This is a genomic window from Paenibacillus sp. PastF-3 (assembly GCF_029893135.1).
Lineage (GTDB): Bacteria > Bacillota > Bacilli > Paenibacillales > Paenibacillaceae > Paenibacillus_AQ > Paenibacillus_AQ nitricinens.
The window spans coordinates 688,287-707,074 of record NZ_JARXWM010000001.1; the positions used below are offsets into that span (position 1 = coordinate 688,287).

Consider the following 18,788-nt stretch of genomic DNA (forward strand, 5'->3'; position numbering starts at 1 on the left):
AAGGGTGGATAATATAATGCCTGTTATCGAGATTGAGCATTTGACCAAAGATTATGGTCATAATCGAGGGATTTTCGATATCTCCTTTAGCATTAATAAGGGAGAAGTATATGGTTTCTTAGGACCTAATGGAGCTGGAAAAACAACAACTATCCGTCATATCATGGGTTTTTCCCGTCCACAGCAAGGACACACCTTAGTAAATGGGCTTAATAGCTGGGAGCGAGCAAGCGATATCCAACGGGAGTTGGGGTATTTACCTGGAGAAATCGCGTTGCCGGAGGCTCTGACCGGGACACAATTCATCAAAATGATGGCAGAGTTGCGAGGCATCACGGATATGACACACACGCAAGCGCTGATTAAGAAATTTGAATTAGATCCTTCGGGCAGCTTGAAACGGATGTCACTAGGCATGAAGCGGAAGCTCGCCATTGTTACGGCATTCATGCACGATCCCGCAGTACTAGTGCTTGATGAGCCCACCAGCGGCTTAGATCCGATGATGCAAGCTCTGTTTATTGATTTCATTAAGGAAGAGAAGGAAAAAGGTAAAACCATTTTATTATCGAGTCATATTTTTTCCGAGATCGATGCAACCTGTGACAAGATATCCATTATCAAGGATGGCCGCTTAATCTCTTCATTTGTAGCCAATGACTTGCGACACAACGAGATCAAAACCTTTAAGCTCGAATTCAAATCTGAAGAAGCTTTTAACGGTTTTAACGTTGATGTAAATGCTCAGCAGGAGATTGAAGTATTATCTTTGTCGCCACACAAACATCAAGCTATAGTAAGTATCAACGACAATCAAATCAATCGTTTTATTTCCTTTATTTCCGACTATGATCTTAAGTTTTTCTCGGAGAAAAAGTTTACCTTAGAGGACTATTTCATGAAGTTTTATGATCGGAGTTCAAACGCAACAGGAGGTGCCCAACCTAATGCCATACATCGAAATTAAACATTTAACTAAAGACTTTGGAGATGGAAAAGGTCTGTTTAACCTAGATTTTTCTATTGAGAAAGGTGAGGTTTTTGGATTTGTAGGCACAAATGGAGCCGGTAAATCGACGACCATTCGCCATATGATGGGTTTTCTGAAACCAAAAAGCGGCGCTGTGACCATTAATGGTATGAATTGCTGGACAAATTCTGCCGAAATTAAAAAGCTTATTGGTTATATTCCAGGAGAGATTGCCTTTCCAGATGCGCCTACAGGAACAGAGTTTCTAAGAAGACAAGCGGAATTGTTGGGATTAAAGGATATGTCCTATGCGGAGAGTATCATTAAAAAGCTACAGCTTGATCCCACAGCCAACTTGAAGCGAATGTCGAAAGGGATGAAACAGAAAACAGCGATTGTAGCAGCATTGATGGCCGATCCCGAGATATTAATTCTGGATGAGCCTACTACAGGATTAGACCCACTTATGCGGGCTGAGTTCGTTAACATTTTGAATGAAGAGAAGAAAAAGGGCAAGACGATTTTCATGTCTAGTCACATGTTTGAGGAAGTTGAGCATACCTGTGACAAGGTCGCTTTAATTAAAGACGGAAAATTGATTGCTGTAAAAGCAACAGCTGAAGTAAAACACAGTGAAGATAAAGTCTATAAAATTGAGTTCCTGTCCCATGAGGATTATCAGCGCTTTTTGTGTGAACCATATGAATTTGCAGAGAAGCGAGACAGTCAGAACCAAGTCTTTCTAAAAATGAATGACCGAGAGATCAACCAATTATTTAGGACTTTAAAAGGGTATCCCATCAAGTTTATAGCAGAGATAAAGTACACACTTGAGGACTACTTCAAAGGATTATATGAGGGGGAAACATCTAATGCTTAGCAAACCTATTTTCAAACAAACACTCAAAGCCAATTTTAAATTATGGCTCATCTTTACAGTAATCATGACCGTTTTTCATGTCGTTCTAATCGCAGTGTTCGATCCAAGCACCCTTAGCGACATGTCAAATATGGTTAAAGACACCCCACTTGCCAGTCTTATGGGGGATGCGACGTTCCTTGGAATGCTCGCCAAAACCTTTTATGGCATTCAAGGTGTACTATTGCCCATTGTGTTCATCATTATGACGGCTAACAGTCTCGTGGCATCTCAGGTAGATAGAGGGTCAATGGCCTATTTACTTTCTACTCCGACGAAGAGAAGTACGGTAGTTCGTACGCAAGCCATCTATTTAATTCTGTCACTCATCATTATGATCGCCATCATTAGCCTGGCTGGTCTTACTGCCATATCTGTATTTCAAGGGGATATGGATTTGAACAAAACCGATTATCTAACCCTTAACTTAGGTTTATTTCTTCTAATGTTTGCAACAAGTGGCATATCCTTCTTTTTCTCCTGTGTGTTCAATCTTTCCAAAAACTCATTAGCATGGGGCGCAGGGATTCCAATGGCATTTTTTCTCCTTAAATTAATGGGGGATGTTGACAGCAGTTTGGAAAAGTTAAAATATATCTCTATGAATGCGTTATTCGACACGAATGCCATCTTAAATGGTGGAAGCTACTCCATACAATTTATTTCACTTGGTGTAATAGGCATTGTTCTTTATGTATTAGGGATACGAATTTTTAAGGGAAAAGACTTACCGTTATAATTGGGCTATTAAGGAAGAAATTGAATTTAATATTTAAGCAACTATGAAAGGTAAGGCTCTTGGGAAATCCAAGGACCTTACCTTTCTTATTTCATTCTAATAGCATAGTTCGAATCCAAGCGCCCTTACCTACTGCCCATGGTGATCATCATTATGACGGAAAACACTGTGTTTTTAACAACATGGTTAAATTGACTTGCTAGGAATTGTTTACTATCCTTAATTTTGTACGGTATTATGTGCCGTTTCTACTTGACTATACGATTTGAAGTTAGAAGGCAGGTGCAGAACATTGATAAATTTGGACAAATTAGCAAAGTCATTTACTAAAGGTGTCTATGATATAGAAGACAGAAGCAGGTTAGTTATCCAGCCCAAAAGTTTATTAAGTGAATTTACCACCGTTAAGCATGGATTTTTGTTTATCATTCGCGGGGGAGCCAGGATACGAGTGAATGGAACGGTATATGAATTACGGCCAGGTTCAGTTTTTCATGCGGCTCCAGGCATGCAGATGGATTCGCAGGTTATAGGACAATCAGAGCTTGAGTATTACTCACTTTTTTATAAATTGGATATGCCAGAAGAAATGAATAGTACTACCGAATTCGACTCTCATTTCAAGCTGGAGCCAGGAGCCAATCTAAAAATTATTGAATTACTAATCATGCTTCATCAGAATACCCATCCGTCCGGAGAAATTGGAAAGCTGCGTATCAAAGAGCTGTTCTTAAGCCTAATGCATCAGGTTCTGATTGCTTGCAGTGACAGAGAGAACGACAGTTCACCGAATCAAAGGATGGTTGACGAAGCCCTTGCATATATTAAACTCCATTATATGAATTCACTTACACTCGGTGAGTTAGCGGAACGGCATGCAATGAGTATAAACCGCTTCTCTTACTTCTTTCACAAATATACGGGGCTGCGTCCAATCGACTATGTCGTTAATTATCGTATGGAACGAGCCTGTGACTTTCTTAAAGCAGGAAATTTTCCTATCCACGAGATCGCAGAGCGCGTCGGTTATGACAATCCGCTGTATTTCAGCCGTTTATTTAAAAAGAAATTCGGCGTTTCTCCCTCTGCCTATAGATAATATACATATCGAGTTACTTATACTTGAATGAAGTCTGCAGCTACTGGTGATGAACCAGAAGTGCAGACTTTTTTATTTAGATTAAATAATGATGCATGTAGAATTTGAGATTTGTATATTTGAATTCATTTAAATTTTTGATAAACTCACCCTTGTAACTGAGAATCATTATCAGTAAATTGTTTTATAAATGAAAGGCTGGGAGATATGACACGAAACAGACAATTATGTATTGGGTTGTCCTTAAATGCAACCTGGATGAAAGGAGACGGCTGGCGGCACCCGGATAGCGGAGTCGAAAAGATGGGGTCTATCGAATATTATATTGATTTGGCAAAAATGGCGGAGAATTCTAAGCTCGATTTTCTATTCAGGGCTGATTATCTGTATGTTAGCCCGCAGATGTTAGGGGATTCCTCTAATTTCGGCAGCCCGGACCCTGCATTGTTTTTTGCAGCGATAGCCCGTGAAACCAAACGGATCGGACTGGTGACGACGATTTCTACCACTTTTAATCCACCTTATGTTGTAGCAAGACAGCTTCAGTCTTTACACTGGCTGAGCAATGGACGTGCCGGCTGGAATATTGTCACTTCTATTGAAGGCGCCGATAATTTCAGCGATTCACCTATGCCTTCACCGGAAGAGAGATATGCCAAGGCAAAAGAGTTCACGGATGTTGTATGCAAGCTGTGGGAGAGTTTTCCGGATGAAGCAATTGTTATCGATCGTCAGTCGGGTATGTTCTCGGATAAGGATAAAGTGACTGCTATAAATCATTCTGGTGAATTTTTCAGTGTAAAAGGACCGCTTACTTTACCTGCTCACAGGTCAGGAACGCCTCCGCTATTTCAAGCCGGCGCTTCGGATATTGGACGGAATTTCGCTTCTTCCGTTGCAGATGCTATTTTTGCAGCAATGCCGGATATTGAATCAGGAGTGGAGCTAAGGAATGATCTGAGAAGAAGAGCGGCTGAGCAGGGCCGTGATCCGGATGCTATCAGAGTTTTGCCGGGATTATATTTTTTCCTGGCCGATACGCGTGAAGAAGCCCTTGAATTACATAAGGCTGCACATGCGAATTTACATCTTGAACGCAGACATGCTTCGCTTAAATCTGTGTTGGGTCTTGATTTAAGCGGATATCCCTTAGGTGTGCAAGTAACTGCCGATATGTTACCCGATTCCAGTCAAGCCGTCCGCAGCCGGACACATGCCGAACTATTGCGGCGGTATATTATCAAAAACCAGCCTACAGTGAAAGAGATCCTGGACAGGCCGGAGGTTGTCGGATCTGCTCATTGGGTATCTGTCGGGACAGTCGAGGATGTACTGAACGATATTATTGAGCGGTTTGATGCGGGGGCTATGGATGGCTTCATTGCCTTGCCGGGCGGTTCAGAACAATCTATGGAACTGTTTTTTGCGAAACTGGTACCGAAGCTGGTTGAGAGAGGCTTGTTCCGAAGTGAATATACGGGGTGCACTTTTCGTGAGCATCTAGGGATTTAAAAAAAGAGAGTTGAGGCGATTGAACAATGCATGAAGAGGAAATGTTTGATGTTACGATTATTGGCGGTGGTCCGGCCGGATTATTTGCAGCATTTTATAGTGGACTCCGCGAAATGAAGACCAAAATCATTGAATTCCAGCCTGTACTTGGCGGCAAGGTGCATGTCTATCCGGAAAAGATGATCTGGGATGTGGGAGGCATACAACCTATTCTTGGCTCACAGCTTATTGAACAAATGGTTGCGCAAGGGATGACGTTCCAGCCGGAGGTTGCTTATAGCGAAAAGGTCACATCCATCTCGAAAGATGCAGCAGGTTACTTCGTATTGCACACGGCCGCAAACCAGAAGCATTTCACTAAAACTGTAATATTGGCCATTGGAGGAGGAATTCTGCAGCCAATCAAGCTTGAAATCGAGGGTGCCGAAAGATTTGAAATCACAAATTTGCATTATACGGTGAAGTCACTTGCCCGCTTCAAAGAGAAGACTATTCTAATATCGGGTGGCGGACATTCTGCTGTTGACTGGGCGAACGAACTGGCTCCGATTGCCAAGAAAGTGTATTTAACGTACCGGAAAGAGAACTTAAAGGGGCATGAAGCCGATATTTCGCGTTTGGCGAACAATGGCGTAGTGTGCTTGTTAAATACTTCAATCGAAAAATTGATTGCCACGCCGGATCACGAAAGAATAGGGACTGTTCTGCTAAAAAGCAATGACAACGGAGAAGGATTTGAGCTGTCCGTTGATGAGGTCATCATTAATCACGGTTATGAACGCGACAAAGAACTGCTGTTGAACAGTGAAATTAAATTAGATCTGTGGGAACATCGGATTTCAGGATCAGCAATGAGCGGGACATCCGTGCCTGGCATTTATGCGGCAGGTGATGTTCAGCATCATGAAGGAAAGCTGCACCTGATAGCGGGAGCGTTCCAGGATTCTGCCAATGCGGTAAACCAGGCCAAACAATACATCACGCCGGAGGCAAATTCGACCGGGATGGTGTCTTCACACAATGACCTGTTCATACAGAAAAACCGTGATTTAATGAAACATTTATACAGATAGTAATGATAACAACTCAAGGAGGAGTCAAATGAATAGATTATTTGGATGGATTGCATCCTTCATTATACTTGCAGGATTACTGGCTGGATGTTCCGAAACTTCAGTCACACCTGCACCTGTAGTCGGCAAGATCGAGGAAGCGGGATGGCCAAGAACAATTGCAGATGCGAGCGACAATGGAGTGGTGCTCAAAACACGGCCTGAGCGGATAGCGGTTCTTCATCCTTTGTATTTAGATTATTTTTTTGCTCTAGATACTCCACCAATCGCATCAACTAACGCAGTGGAAGCAATGAAAGATTTCGCTACTTTACAGCCTTATGCCGGAACTGCTGAGATTATTGATTTAGGCAACAGCAATGCGAATCTGGAAATGATCATGGATGCAAAGCCTGATGTGATTGTAACCTTCAAGGGTTCTGTTGATAGCAATTATGATGAGTTGAATAAGATTGCACCAGTTATCTTAATTGACTACACCGATACCTGGGAAAAAACGACGATGCTGTGTGCTCAGATCGTTGGAAAAGAAACGTTAGCGGAACAAGCCATTAAGGAAACCCAAGAAATGATTGCCAATACGAAAAAACAGTTAAATAGTCTTGAAAATAAGACCTTTGCCTTGCTACGGGTCGATGGAAAAGCCAATTTCAATGCTCAAGGCTCTAAAAACACGATGTACTACAATCAAACAGCGGGCTTTGGGTTGTTGCCACCAAAGGGATATCCCGAGGAGGGCGGAGCGCTTTCTCTGGAGGGGCTATACATCATGAATCCCGATTATATTATTATTCAGCATGATATGGATATCGCAAAGGCGGCCATCAAGGAGAAGGAAACTTCAAAGGCATGGAACTCACTGGAAGCTGTGAAAAACAATCATGTTCTTATCTTTGATAATTCACTAAACAGCGCAAGTATTCTGGCTGTCCGTTTGGCTGCAGATCATTTTCTGCAATTGGCGGCTGAACAATAATTTATTATACAACAATCCGATTGCTCCCTGTAGGGTGATCGGATTGTTGTTATTCAGATAAATATCTTGTCCAGTTGTTTGGTGAAAATAAAGTATTAGACTGCCGCAGTTGTCGTTCCAATAACGTTCCACGTTAAGGTAATCACCTTAAGTGAGAAGGTCATCTTACCGTCTGGTAAACGAGGCCTATGGCTCCAGAATCATAGGTCTTGTTTTCGGTTAGCTTGAGATTGATCTTCTCCTTGAGACCTTGGAATAACGGCAATCCCTTACCGATCAGAACGGGAGAAACTGTGATTTTATACTCATCAATTAAATCAAGCTGCATAAGCTGGTGTGCGAATCTAGGACTGCCGAGGATGACCATATCCTTGCCTGGCTGTTGTTTGAGGTTATTGATCTCATCCTCGACATCTTCTTTGATGAGTCTCGAATTATTCCATTCGACTTTCTCCAGCGTCGTGGAAAAAACGATTTTGGCTGTCTTTTCGATCCACTCGGCATGATTCCGTTCATGCTGCGAAGCTGATGGGTTCGAAGGCACAGATGGCCAGTAACTGTGCATCATCTGATAAGTCCCACGTCCCCAAATGACAGTGTCAGCAGTACTCAGAATTTCTTTCGCATGTTTCTCCAAATCAGCATCGTAGGAAACCCAGCCAATGTCCATTTCACCATCCGGCCCTTCTACAAAACCGTCAAGCGATGCGTGAAGAAATAGAACGAGTTTTCTCATTTTCAATTCTCCTTTGTTCATGAGGGATATTTGCATTATACATTAACTACATTTTAGCAGAATATTGGAAGGGAAGGTCGATGCGAGTACAAGAAGTTATCCTACAGGATAACACAAACGTTACATGTTGATACGCAACAACAAATATCAGAGATCAGTTTCTAATCCAAGTCTTATTTGAAAAAAAGTGAACTGCATATTTAAACCACATCAAAAGCTATTGTGGCAGCAAAACAACATGGTCGTGAAGATATGGCTGAGAAGAACGAGAAAAATCTACTACGTTATCAGGGGATACTAACTAACCTTCAAGAAGGCAACAACATTTTCGGTAGACAAGACCTTATAAAAAGAAAGGTGAGTGCTGGAAATGGTTAATTATGACCGTACAGCCATCTGCGAGAGGATCGAATTCCTTACGCCGTCAACAATCACAAGCACCCACTCCAAAGCAAACAAAGCGTGAGGTAAATGATGCGAATAAGGATATACTCATCGAAATGTTAAAACGCAACATCAAAACACTGCATGAACAACATAAAGCAAACACTAACCCTCAACAGCGCGGTTTCTCTTAGGCCGCGCCTTTTGCATTTAATCCCTCCATAACCAACGACAAAATATATTTTACCCGGGTAATATTAGTGAAGTATTCAGAGGAGGATCTATAGAATGAGAGATGATCAAACGCGCTTTTGCTGCACAGCATTTTTTGGGTGTGGGAGTCGTCGCCAGTGGTTCGTTACAGCACGTTGTTACTACAGTGAAGGATGCTCTGGATGACAGAGACCTCACACAGCTGCTTATATTTGACGATACCACTGGGAAGCAAATAGATATTGATTTCCGTGGGAAGACAGATGACGTGCTCAAACGATTAGGAGAACAGTTTGGTGATTTGCCCGATATGGAAATGAATAACCAGCCTACACGGCGGGTCGGTCGACCCAAGCTGGGGGTTGTATCTGGTGAGGTTACATTATTACCAAAAGATTGGGAATGGCTGAAAAGCAATCTGGAGGGGCGTCGGTAACATTACGAAAACTCGTTGGTGATGCTCGCCGTGCTGGAGGAAAACAGAGCAAGATACGAGAGTCACAAGAAGCAACATATTACTTTATGACAGCTATGGCCGGGAACTTCCATCAATACGAAGAAGCTCTGCGGGCACTGTATGCTGATGATTCGGATCGTTTTTACCACTTGATCGATAACTGGGCACCTGATATCAGAAACCATATCAAAAAATTAGCCGCTGATGCATTCCCCGAAGGGAACAAATGAACGAAAAAATGAGTAGGCGTAAGGAATTTAGAATAAAAAAAGGAACGATGAAAGGAGCGAGGTATCGAGGGCAGCATCGTCATGTTGAACCTTATGCGTATTCGTGATGTTGCCGATTACACAGCCAATCCTGAACTAACACCGGAGGTTCCAATCAGCGGTGCCGAAGCTTTCAACCGCTATATCGAGCACACCCTCCCATTTCTCCGTGAAAGCGGAGGTGAAATCATGTTTCTTGGCGATGGCGGAGAGTTTCTTATTGGACCCGAAGACGAAAGATGGGATCTTGTCATGATGATCCGCCAGAGCAGCGCGCAGTCGTTTCTTGCTTTTTCAAGTCATCAAGACTACATGGCCGGTATCGGGCATCGGACTGCCGCGATCGAAGATTCACGCCTTCTGCCTATGACAGAACTTACAATACCGAATTAATTGGAGGAGAACATAATCATGAACATTCTGAAAGTCAAAAGCGTCGCATTGCCTATGACAGTTTTGGTAACGAAAATGACGAAGCTATTATCCTAATCGCCGGGCTTGGAACCCAGATGATCCGATGGACGGATTCGTCTTGTCGGATATTAGCAGTGCGGGGCTTTCACGTAATCCGTTTTGACAATCGCGACGTAGGTTGCTCGACGCATTTTAGCCAATATCCGACGCTGGATTTTGACGCACTGGCGACGGCTCTCATGTCGGGAAAGCGACCGGACATCCCTTACACTCTCGATGACATGTCCAACGACGCTATCGGACTACTCGATGCCCTTTCAATTGACCGGGCACATTTCGTTGGCAGGTCGATGGGAGGAATGATTGCCCATATTGCTGCCAGTGAGTACCCTGAACGGGTTTTATCACCATTATGTCCAGTTCCGGTAATCCAACACTTCCGCAAACTCCCCGGATGTCACGGCGATGATGACTAAACCAGCGCCGAACCCATTTGAGGATGAAGCAGGATTTTTGGCGCACAGCGTCTCTTTTGCTAAACGTATCGCCGGCACCGGCTATCCGTTTGAAGAGGACGCTTATCGAGCACTCATTCTGGAGGAAGTCCAGCGAGCCTACGATCCAGGCAGTATTGGACGACAAATTGCTGCGATCGCTGTCTACGGTGACCGTCGTCCGCAGCTGGCGACCATAAAAGTACCAACACTTGTCATTCATGGGGTGGACGATCCCCTATTCGTCCCGGCGTGTAGCGAGGACACGGCTTCTGCCATTCCGGGCGCTGAGCTAATGTTGATTGACGGCATGGGACACGACTTACCGCACCAACTGTACAAAGTAATCGCTGATGGTATAGAGCGAACGGCTCGTCGCAATTGACACGCTGCAGCTGCCACCAACAGAAAGTGCGAAAAATATGGCGGAGGAGTTTGAATCGATTTCACTTGAAGTGCTTTCAGGGGATTATGTTTTGTATATAATGGCAATGGTGATAACTTTCATGATGATTTCGTAATGGAGGACCCTTTTTCATTAGAGCTTCAGCTTGATACAATTGTGAATTTATTAATTAAATACCCCTCCGTTTGGACTATGGATCAGGGCGTTTCTGATTCGAAGAGGAGACACTCCAAAAGTGAGGTTATCCTTTACCACATAAGGCTTTGCGCTAGGAGCAAGTGCCATGTTCAACATCCGCCCCATAAAAATTCCATGTGCAGCATTTAAAAGAGAATTTAAACCTATGGATATTAATGACATTGACATCCATAGGTTTTTCTAAAATAATAGAATGTAATTGAATACTGGTACCTTTAATTCAGTCCAGAGAGGCTGACAAGGACAGCGGATTTTTATAATCACGCAAGAAGCAGGGCATATTCCGTCAAGGGATGCTCTGTGTCTTGGCGCGGGTTATGATGAACAAAAGAGGCTACTTGTCAGTTTAACTTGACAAGTAGCCTCTTTTGTTTCTGCTTTTTTGGTATCAGGACACTTTATACTGGGGGTATTCTGATGAGTAAACAAGATCAAGAGTTTTCGTGGCAAGCAGTGCCAAAAACGCAGAGAAATCATTTTGGGAAGACATTTTCAGTCATGTTGGCATTCACTTTCTTTTCGGCAAGCATGCTGGCAGGGGGGACGTTAGGTGTCAGCTTGACATTCATGGAGTTCATAGGAATCGTGCTTGCAGGTAATCTTGCACTAGGCATCTATACGGGAGCACTGGCACATATCGCTGCCAAAACAGGGCTTTCCACGCATTTGCTTGCAAAATATGCGTTCGGTGAAAAAGGGTCCTACCTTCCTTCTTTCCTGCTCGGCTTCACACAGGTCGGATGGTTCGGTGTCGGCGTGGCCATGTTCGCAGTACCCGTCGCCAGAGCGATGGATTGGAATGTGTACCTGTTGATCTTCGTATTTGGTCTCGCAATGACGGCATCAGCCATCTTCGGCATGAAGTCGCTCGTCATTCTGGGCTATGTAGCGGTTCCGGCTATTGCTATTCTTGGTGGTTACTCCGTGTTCGAAGGAGTAGACACGCTGGGAGGTCTGCAAGGGTTGCTTGATTACACACCGACTCAGTCGCTCACCACAGCAGCAGCTTTGACCATTTGTATTGGGTCATTCATTAGCGGCGGAACGCTGACGCCCGATTTTGCCCGGTTTGCCAAGACGTCCCGGCAGGCGGTTACTGCAACAGTCATTTCGTTCTTTCTGGGGAACTCACTTATGTTCCTATTCGGCGCAGTCGGCGCAATGGCTTATAATCTGGCAGATATCTCAGAGGTTATGTTCTTGCAAGGATTGCTCATTCCTGCAATCGTCGTTCTGGGGCTGAACATCTGGACGACCAACGATAACGCACTTTACGCTTCAGGGCTGGGCTTCGCAAATATCACAAAAATCTCTAAAAAGTTTTTCGTCATCGTTAACGGCATTGTGGGTACCGTATTTGCCATGTGGATGTACAACAATTTCGTCGGTTTCCTGAATGTGCTGGGCGCGGCGATACCTTCCATCGGGGCCATAATCATCGCAGACTATTTTATTGTGAAGCGTAGAAACTATAAACCATTTGCCGACATGACTTTCAAGAATGTAAACTGGATAGCGATGGTTGCTTGGGCAATAGGTGTGGCCTTTGCCCAGCTAGCCCCAGGAATAACACCACTCAACGCACTTATCGGAACAGCGGTTGTATACACCGTATTGATGCTGATCGTACCTACAAAAAAAACCAAAGAAATGGGGAATACAAATGATTATACAAAACGCAAAATTGCGGGGTAAAGAAGGTTTATGGAATATTGTTGTGAAAGATGGGAAGTTTGATCTTATCACACAGTCCCTGGAATCAACTACGAATGAGGAAGTCATTGATGTGGGCGGCTCCCTTGTGCTGCCACCGTTCATTGAACCTCATATTCACTTGGATACAACGTTAACGGCAGGTGAGCCGGAATGGAATTTGAGCGGAACACTATTTGAAGGCATCCAGCGTTGGTCAGAGCGCAAAGCCTTCCTGACACATGATGACGTTAAAACACGTTCCAAAACTGCACTGAAATGGCAGATCGCGCAGGGTATCCAGCATGTACGAACACATGTAGACGTCACTGACCCAAGCTTGACTGCTGTTAAAGCAATGCTTGAAGTGAAAGAAGAAATGGCACCATTCATTGACATCCAGCTTGTCGCTTTTCCGCAGGAAGGTATTCACTCCTTCCCGAACGGCGTGGAATTATTGGAAGAGTCGTTGAAAATGGGTGTTGACGTTGTGGGTGGTATTCCACACTTCGAATTCACAAGAGAATATGGCGTCGATTCGATGAAAGTTGCGTTTGACCTCGCTGAAAAATACGACCGCCTGATCGACATCCATTGCGACGAAATCGATGACGAGCAATCCCGTTTCTTGGAAGTCGTAGCCAAAGAAGCCTACGAACGCGGGCTTGGCTCCCGCACGACTGCAAGCCATACGACGGCGATGGGGTCATACAATGATGCATACACGTACAAACTGTTTAGATTACTGAAGATGGCTGACCTAAATTTCGTCTCCAATCCTCTGGTTAACATCCATCTGCAGGGACGCTTCGACACGTATCCGAAAAGAAGAGGATTAACTCGCGTCAAAGAACTGCTGGAAGCCGGACTTAATGTATGCTTCGGTCACGATGACATCTTTGATCCATGGTATCCGCTAGGCACAGGTAATATGCTTCAAGTACTGCACATGGGTATTCATGCTTCCCAGTTGCTCGGATACGATCAAATCGTAAATTCAATCGATCTTATTACGAAAAATAGCGCAAGAACGTTGAATATCGAGGATATGTATGGCATTGAAGAAGGTAAACCAGCCAACTTCATCGTTCTTGAAGCAGAGAACGAGTACGAGACCATTCGCAAACAGGCCGGAGTGCTTTATTCGTTCAGAGGCGGCCGCAAAATCGCGGAAACACAGCCGCGGAACACTTCGATCATTCTTGAGAACGGTTTGGAGAAAATTACTTTCAATAAATAATCGGATGAAGCATGCGCTGTATCAAGCAGAGCCTGCGTTTAAGTCAACAATCCCCTTATGTTAGACAGGTATATAAGAGATCACATGATCGTGAACTCTTCCTGCATCCATGGGGGGATTTTTTTTGATTCTTATGTTTGACCATTTTTCTATTCCAGGACATTCCGGAACAAAACGCTATCATTACTAAGACTTTTTTCATAGCTTATTTCCAAGATTCGACCTTGTTTTCACCCACAGTATAGGCCGAAAGTATAAATTTACAACACTTTACATAAATCTATGTTTTTCCTAATCCTTATGAGATAGCATATTAGACGAAAGCGGTGGACAACTATGGGGAAATCCGCCGATCTATATCTCGAGGAGGAAGGAAATAATGGAGAAGCATTCAGGTTGGAAAAAAAGGCTGCTAAATTGCATGCTGGTTGCATCTGTTGCCGTACCTCTGCATTTGTTCGCATTCGGAGCCGATACGGCGGTACACGCTGAGGGGGCAAGCGATCCCGCACCATTCATTGAAGCCAAAGTGGTTAACGAGCATGCAGGCCAGAAAATACTGTTCGACAATACCCACGCACAGACTGCCGGAGCGGCTGACTGGGTTATCGACGGTGCTTTTTCCGACTTTGGCAATGCGCTTGCGCAGGAAGGCTATTACGTCAAGGAGCTTCGTAAGACCACTCCAATTACGCTGGGCGATCTTTCCATCTATGACGTCTACGTCGTAGCTGAATCAAATATTCCATATAAATCCAGCGAGCAGGCAGCAATGGCGGAATACGTGGAGAACGGCGGCAGTATCTTCTTCATTGGCGATCATTACAATGCGGACCGCAATAAGAACCGCTGGGACGGAAGCGAGGCATTCAACGGCTACCGCCGTGGAGCTTGGGATAATCCAGCTAAAGGCATGAGCGCCGAAGAGGCTGGCTCCGCGGCAATGCAAGGCGTAGTTAGCTCCGATTGGCTGGCAGAAGAATTCGGCGTCCGATTCCGCTTCAATGCCCTCGGTGATATTAACGCAAACAACATCGTGGCTCCCGCACAGGCCTTCGGTATTACATCAGGAGTATCAAGTGTAGCCATGCATGCCGGCTCCACGCTGGCAATCCTCGACCCGACCCGGGCGAAGGGCATCGTCTATCTGCCGAAAACCAACAACGCATGGGGCAACGCGGTGGACCAAGGCGTCTACAATGGCGGCGGCGTAGCGGAAGGTCCTTACGTGGCCGTAGCGAAAAAAGGCGCGGGCAAAGCCGCCTTTATTGGTGACTCCTCCCCGGTCGAAGATGCAACGCCGAAGTATTTGCGCGAGGATACCGGTGCCAAGAAAACGACTTACGACGGCTTCAAGGAGGCTGACGATGCTGAGCTTCTGGTAAACACCGTTAACTGGCTTGCCGAACAGGAGAGTTATACAAATTTCACCCAGGTAAGTGGGTTGACGTTGGATCAGCCAACGCAGCTGCTGCCGTTCGAAGAGCCGGCACTTTCCACCGAGCCGCAGCCAGAGCCATGGGCCGCGCCGAATGCCGGCTACAAATGGTTTGACCGCACTACCTTCAAGGCAGGCTCCTACGGCGGTCCGGCGGCTACTGCAAGTGCGGTGTATAATTTGACGCACCAGACGGTGCTGCCGAACGCGCAGGATTTCCAGATTCGCGTCAGTGCAGATAATCTACCTGCTAACACCAGCGTATCAGGTTTCCAATTGGGCATTTACCAGGTGAGCAGCGGCGCCCAGATCGCCAAGATCCAGAACAGTGACGGCACTTGGCCAAGCAGCTATGCTTACAGCGCCAACTTTAGCCTGACATCAGATCTGAACGGCCATGCTTACAAAGATCTGACTGTGCAGATCAAACCTGGCACCACAGCTGCATCCAACCTTCGGCTGCGCCAGAACGGAACGAACCTGAAGACAGAATCGGTAACACTCGGTAACGTCCCAGCAGAACCGCTACCAGATGAGGAAGATCCGATTCCGGCGACCGTCTCCATCGGCGAAGCCCGGACCAAGATCGTTGGATCCTTGGTGACGGTTGAGGGTATCGTAACGACTGAGCCGGGTATTTTCGGTGGGCAAGCCTTTTACCTGCAAGATAAGACCGGTGGTCTTTATATCTTCCAGAGCCAAAGTGGCTTCCATGCCGGTGATACGGTTAAGGTAACAGCTTCCACGGCGCTGTACAATTCGGAGCTAGAATTGACCGAAGTTGTGAAGATTGAGAAAACCGGCACAGCGGAGCTGTCAGAGCCCGTTGTCGTGCCGGCGGTGAACGATGCCAATCAAGGTCAGCTGCTCAAGCTTAAAGACGTGAAAGTGACGAATATTATCACCGCCACTCCAAGCGGTTCCTTTGAATTTGACGCTATCGCCGAAGGCGGGACAAGCAATCACATCCGGGTGGATGTCCGGACGGGCATCACGAAGGACAGTTTCCCTTATGCGGAAGGACAGAAGCTCGATATTACAGGCGTAGCCGCGATCTTCAAAGAAGTATACCAACTCAAGCCTAGAAGTCTCGGAGATTTCAGCGTTGTGGAAGAAGAGGCAGCTCCGGTAACGACGGCAACGCTGTCGACGAATCCGAATGCTGCCGGCTGGTTGAACCAGCCCGCCGAAGTGACTCTGAAAGCCAACTCCGGTACAGCTAAGGTTTATTACTCGCTAAATGGCGGCGTGGAAGCTGTATACAGCACTCCGTTGTCCGTAAGTAAAGACGGACGAAATACGCTGACATACCATGCAGTTTCGGGTAAGGGCAAGATCGAAGAAACCAAGACACTGAGCCTTAATATCGACACGGTTTCACCGACAGCGGAGCTGACGGAGTCCGGTCATGCAGTCGTCGATGTGGAGGAGGAAGCCCAGCTTAAGTTTGTATTGGTTGCCGAAGATAACCTGTCCGGCGTAGCCTCCAAGCAGCTTATGCTCGATGGACAACCCATTGCCGAAGGACAGACCCTGAATGCTGCGGAGCTGGGTGCCGGGTCCCATACTGTAAAATATGTAGTGATCGACGCCGCTGGCAACACTGCAGAAAAGAGCTACACATTCCAAATTACAGGTGGAGCCGCACTCGCAACTGACAAACCTGGACAACCAGTGTTGTCCTCGAACAGCGGCTACGGTTATGGACTCAGTGACGGCAACTTTACCGTCACCATGAACCTCTGGTGGGGCAATAATGCTACCAGCTACAAGCTTTATGAGAATGGCACGCTAATCGATTCCAAGTCGCTGAAGGATGTATCTCCGTCCGCCCAGACGGCAAGCACAGCGCTTCACGGTAAACCGAACGGCACTTATGTATACACAGTGGAGCTTACCAACAAATACGGAACAACGAAGAGCCAGCCGCTCACGGTGACGATCCGCGACGCCGCTCCGGGCAAGCCAGTCTTGGCCCATGACAACTGGGACGGAGACGGCTCTTATAAAGTAACAATGAATCTGTGGTGGGGCACTAACGCCACAGAGTACCGCCTTTATGAGAACGGGCAGCTGATCGACACACAAGCGCTAAACGCCAACACCCCTTCGGCGCAGATCGCTACGACTGACGTCACTGGCCGAGCTTCCGGCATATATGAATACCGAGCAGAGCTGGTCAATGCAGCGGGAGAGACCTTAAGTGATACTATTAAGGTAACTGTCAGCAATTAATAAGATGAGTTTCTAAATTTTACGCGTAATATACCAATATGCTGCAATGTTATAACACTTATAGAATCATACGATCAAAACAACCTAGGGTTCATACCTTAGGTTTTTTAGTTTTGATATCAATATATTTAGAGCTTGGACAAAAGAAAGGTGCTTATATCTTTCAGATGTAACGTTTTTTTTGGCTTGTTCATATTCCGTTCATATTGTCGTCACGAAGAGGACATCTTGCTTAGTTACACTTTGAATAAGTCGCCACAGCGGCTTTAAGATACAAGGACAAGGAAGGGAAGAGATGAACGTGGCAGAATTAGTAGAAATAAAAACCACTGGAACTAAAAACCACAAGAGACGAAAATTGTGGTTAAAAATATTCGGAGGTATTGTCGGGGTGCTCGTACTGTTTATGGGCATTGTTTTTATCGTTAATGTAATCTGCAACGGGGTCGAGAAAAAGAAAATAGAATCGTATGGTCAGTATGTCAATGTAGATGGCAAAAAGATGAATGTGTACATTCAAGGCAGCGGAGATCAAACTGTTGTATTGCTTCCGGGACAAGGAACCCCAACACCTGCACTTGATTTCAAATTGCTGATCGATGAAATTTCTCCCAATTATAAGGTCGTGGTGGTAGAGCCTTTCGGTTATGGATTGAGCGATGAAACCGAGAAAGAAAGAACAACGGAGAATATTGTAAGTGAGGTTCACGAAGCGCTGCAGCAACTGGAGATTAACCGTTATATTCTAATGGGACATTCGATCGCAGGACTTTACGGAGCAACCTATGTGAACACCTACCCGGATGAGGTTCTTGCTTTTGTCGGCATCGATAGCAGCGTTCCCAATCAACCCGGCATGGATGTCAAATTGCCTTTGAAATCCATGCAGTTTCTTCAAAAATCAGGTTTGATGAGATTGTTCCAAAAAGTGAGCGGAGATCCGTATAAATCGCTCGCATTTGATGAGCATACCAAAGAACAGATGCATTTGTTTTCGAATCAAGTCGGTGGCAATCCAACGCTGATGAATGAATTGAGCCATCTCGGTTCCAATTTCAAAAATGGAGAAAAACTCACAATGCCAAATGAGTTGCCGTTGCTTCTCTTCGTTCAATCGAATAATGAGCACAATAAACAGTGGATTCCGCTACATGAGGAGCAAGTCAAACAATCCGCACAGGGAAAAATGATCCCGATGGAAGGTTCTCATTACCTGCATCATACAAAATACAAAGAAATCGCCGAGGCATTCAAAGAGTACATGAAGCAAATCCAATTGTAGAGTTGATAATTAAACCGCGGTGCCGAAATTGGCTCCGTGGTT

Annotated in this window: 15 protein-coding genes and 1 pseudogene; 15 read left to right on the plus strand and 1 reads right to left on the minus strand. The window is 45.3% G+C overall.

The genetic code is table 11. The features are described from left to right. Positions 1-16 precede the first annotated feature (16 nt). The 7 genes from M2444_RS03180 (at position 17) to M2444_RS03210 (ending at position 7,288) form a co-directional block, all read left to right on the plus strand. Positions 17-967 carry an ABC transporter ATP-binding protein gene (locus M2444_RS03180; RefSeq protein ID WP_280786249.1) on the plus strand — a complete coding sequence of 317 codons (951 nt, stop codon included), beginning with the start codon at positions 17-19 and terminating at the stop codon, positions 965-967. After that, positions 948-1,850 (plus strand): ABC transporter ATP-binding protein, encoded by a 903-nt coding sequence (locus tag M2444_RS03185; RefSeq protein WP_094878415.1) that lies wholly within the window; start codon positions 948-950, stop codon positions 1,848-1,850. Before M2444_RS03180 ends, M2444_RS03185 begins: the two co-directional genes overlap by 20 nt. After that, positions 1,843-2,628, plus strand: coding sequence for an ABC transporter permease subunit (locus M2444_RS03190; protein WP_094878414.1), 786 nt, complete (start codon positions 1,843-1,845; stop codon positions 2,626-2,628). Before M2444_RS03185 ends, M2444_RS03190 begins: the two co-directional genes overlap by 8 nt. A gap of 292 nt (positions 2,629-2,920) precedes the next feature. Then, positions 2,921-3,727: a helix-turn-helix domain-containing protein gene (locus tag M2444_RS03195; protein WP_280786250.1), complete on the plus strand. Its 807-nt coding sequence runs from the start codon at positions 2,921-2,923 to the stop codon at positions 3,725-3,727. Positions 3,728-3,934: 207 nt separating this feature from the next. Next, positions 3,935-5,239 (plus strand): NtaA/DmoA family FMN-dependent monooxygenase, encoded by a 1,305-nt coding sequence (locus tag M2444_RS03200; RefSeq protein WP_280786251.1) that lies wholly within the window; start codon positions 3,935-3,937, stop codon positions 5,237-5,239. A 26-nt stretch (positions 5,240-5,265) separates the two neighbouring features. Next, a complete protein-coding gene (locus tag M2444_RS03205; RefSeq protein WP_280786252.1) occupies positions 5,266-6,312 on the plus strand; it encodes an NAD(P)/FAD-dependent oxidoreductase in 1,047 nt (348 codons plus the stop codon). A gap of 28 nt (positions 6,313-6,340) precedes the next feature. Then, positions 6,341-7,288 carry an ABC transporter substrate-binding protein gene (locus tag M2444_RS03210; RefSeq protein ID WP_280786253.1) on the plus strand — a complete coding sequence of 316 codons (948 nt, stop codon included), beginning with the start codon at positions 6,341-6,343 and terminating at the stop codon, positions 7,286-7,288. 160 nt (positions 7,289-7,448) lie between these two features. Here the strand turns inward: M2444_RS03210 and M2444_RS03215 are convergent, their stop codons facing one another. Beyond that, entirely contained in the window at positions 7,449-8,024 is a 576-nt protein-coding gene (locus M2444_RS03215; RefSeq protein ID WP_280786254.1) for a dihydrofolate reductase family protein, read from the minus strand. Positions 8,025-8,703: 679 nt separating this feature from the next. On the opposite strand from M2444_RS03215, the pseudogene M2444_RS03225 reads away from it, so the two are divergent. The 8 genes and pseudogenes from M2444_RS03225 (at position 8,704) to M2444_RS03260 (ending at position 18,746) form a co-directional block, all read left to right on the plus strand. After that, positions 8,704-9,308: pseudogene (locus M2444_RS03225) on the plus strand (DUF2239 family protein). 81 nt (positions 9,309-9,389) lie between these two features. Then, complete coding sequence (locus tag M2444_RS03230) at positions 9,390-9,740, plus strand: DUF1330 domain-containing protein (RefSeq protein WP_280786255.1); 351 nt, start codon at positions 9,390-9,392, stop codon at positions 9,738-9,740. A 116-nt stretch (positions 9,741-9,856) separates the two neighbouring features. Continuing rightward, complete coding sequence (locus tag M2444_RS03235; RefSeq protein ID WP_280786256.1) at positions 9,857-10,237, plus strand: alpha/beta fold hydrolase; 381 nt, start codon at positions 9,857-9,859, stop codon at positions 10,235-10,237. Further along, positions 10,227-10,640, plus strand: coding sequence for an alpha/beta fold hydrolase (locus tag M2444_RS03240; RefSeq protein ID WP_280786257.1), 414 nt, complete (start codon positions 10,227-10,229; stop codon positions 10,638-10,640). Before M2444_RS03235 ends, M2444_RS03240 begins: the two co-directional genes overlap by 11 nt. A gap of 636 nt (positions 10,641-11,276) precedes the next feature. Continuing rightward, on the plus strand, positions 11,277-12,554 hold the full coding sequence (gene codB / locus M2444_RS03245) for a cytosine permease (protein WP_280786258.1): 1,278 nt from the start codon (positions 11,277-11,279) through the stop codon (positions 12,552-12,554). Next, the gene (locus M2444_RS03250; RefSeq protein ID WP_280786259.1) at positions 12,523-13,791 is read left to right on the plus strand and encodes a cytosine deaminase; all 1,269 of its coding nucleotides are present in this window, start codon (positions 12,523-12,525) and stop codon (positions 13,789-13,791) included. The genes codB and M2444_RS03250 overlap by 32 nt, the downstream gene beginning before the upstream one ends. 379 nt (positions 13,792-14,170) lie before the next feature. Continuing rightward, the gene (locus tag M2444_RS03255; RefSeq protein ID WP_280786260.1) at positions 14,171-17,464 is read left to right on the plus strand and encodes a chitinase N-terminal domain-containing protein; all 3,294 of its coding nucleotides are present in this window, start codon (positions 14,171-14,173) and stop codon (positions 17,462-17,464) included. Positions 17,465-17,759: 295 nt separating this feature from the next. Further along, positions 17,760-18,746, plus strand: coding sequence for an alpha/beta fold hydrolase (locus tag M2444_RS03260; RefSeq protein ID WP_280786261.1), 987 nt, complete (start codon positions 17,760-17,762; stop codon positions 18,744-18,746). Positions 18,747-18,788: the final 42 nt, after the last annotated feature.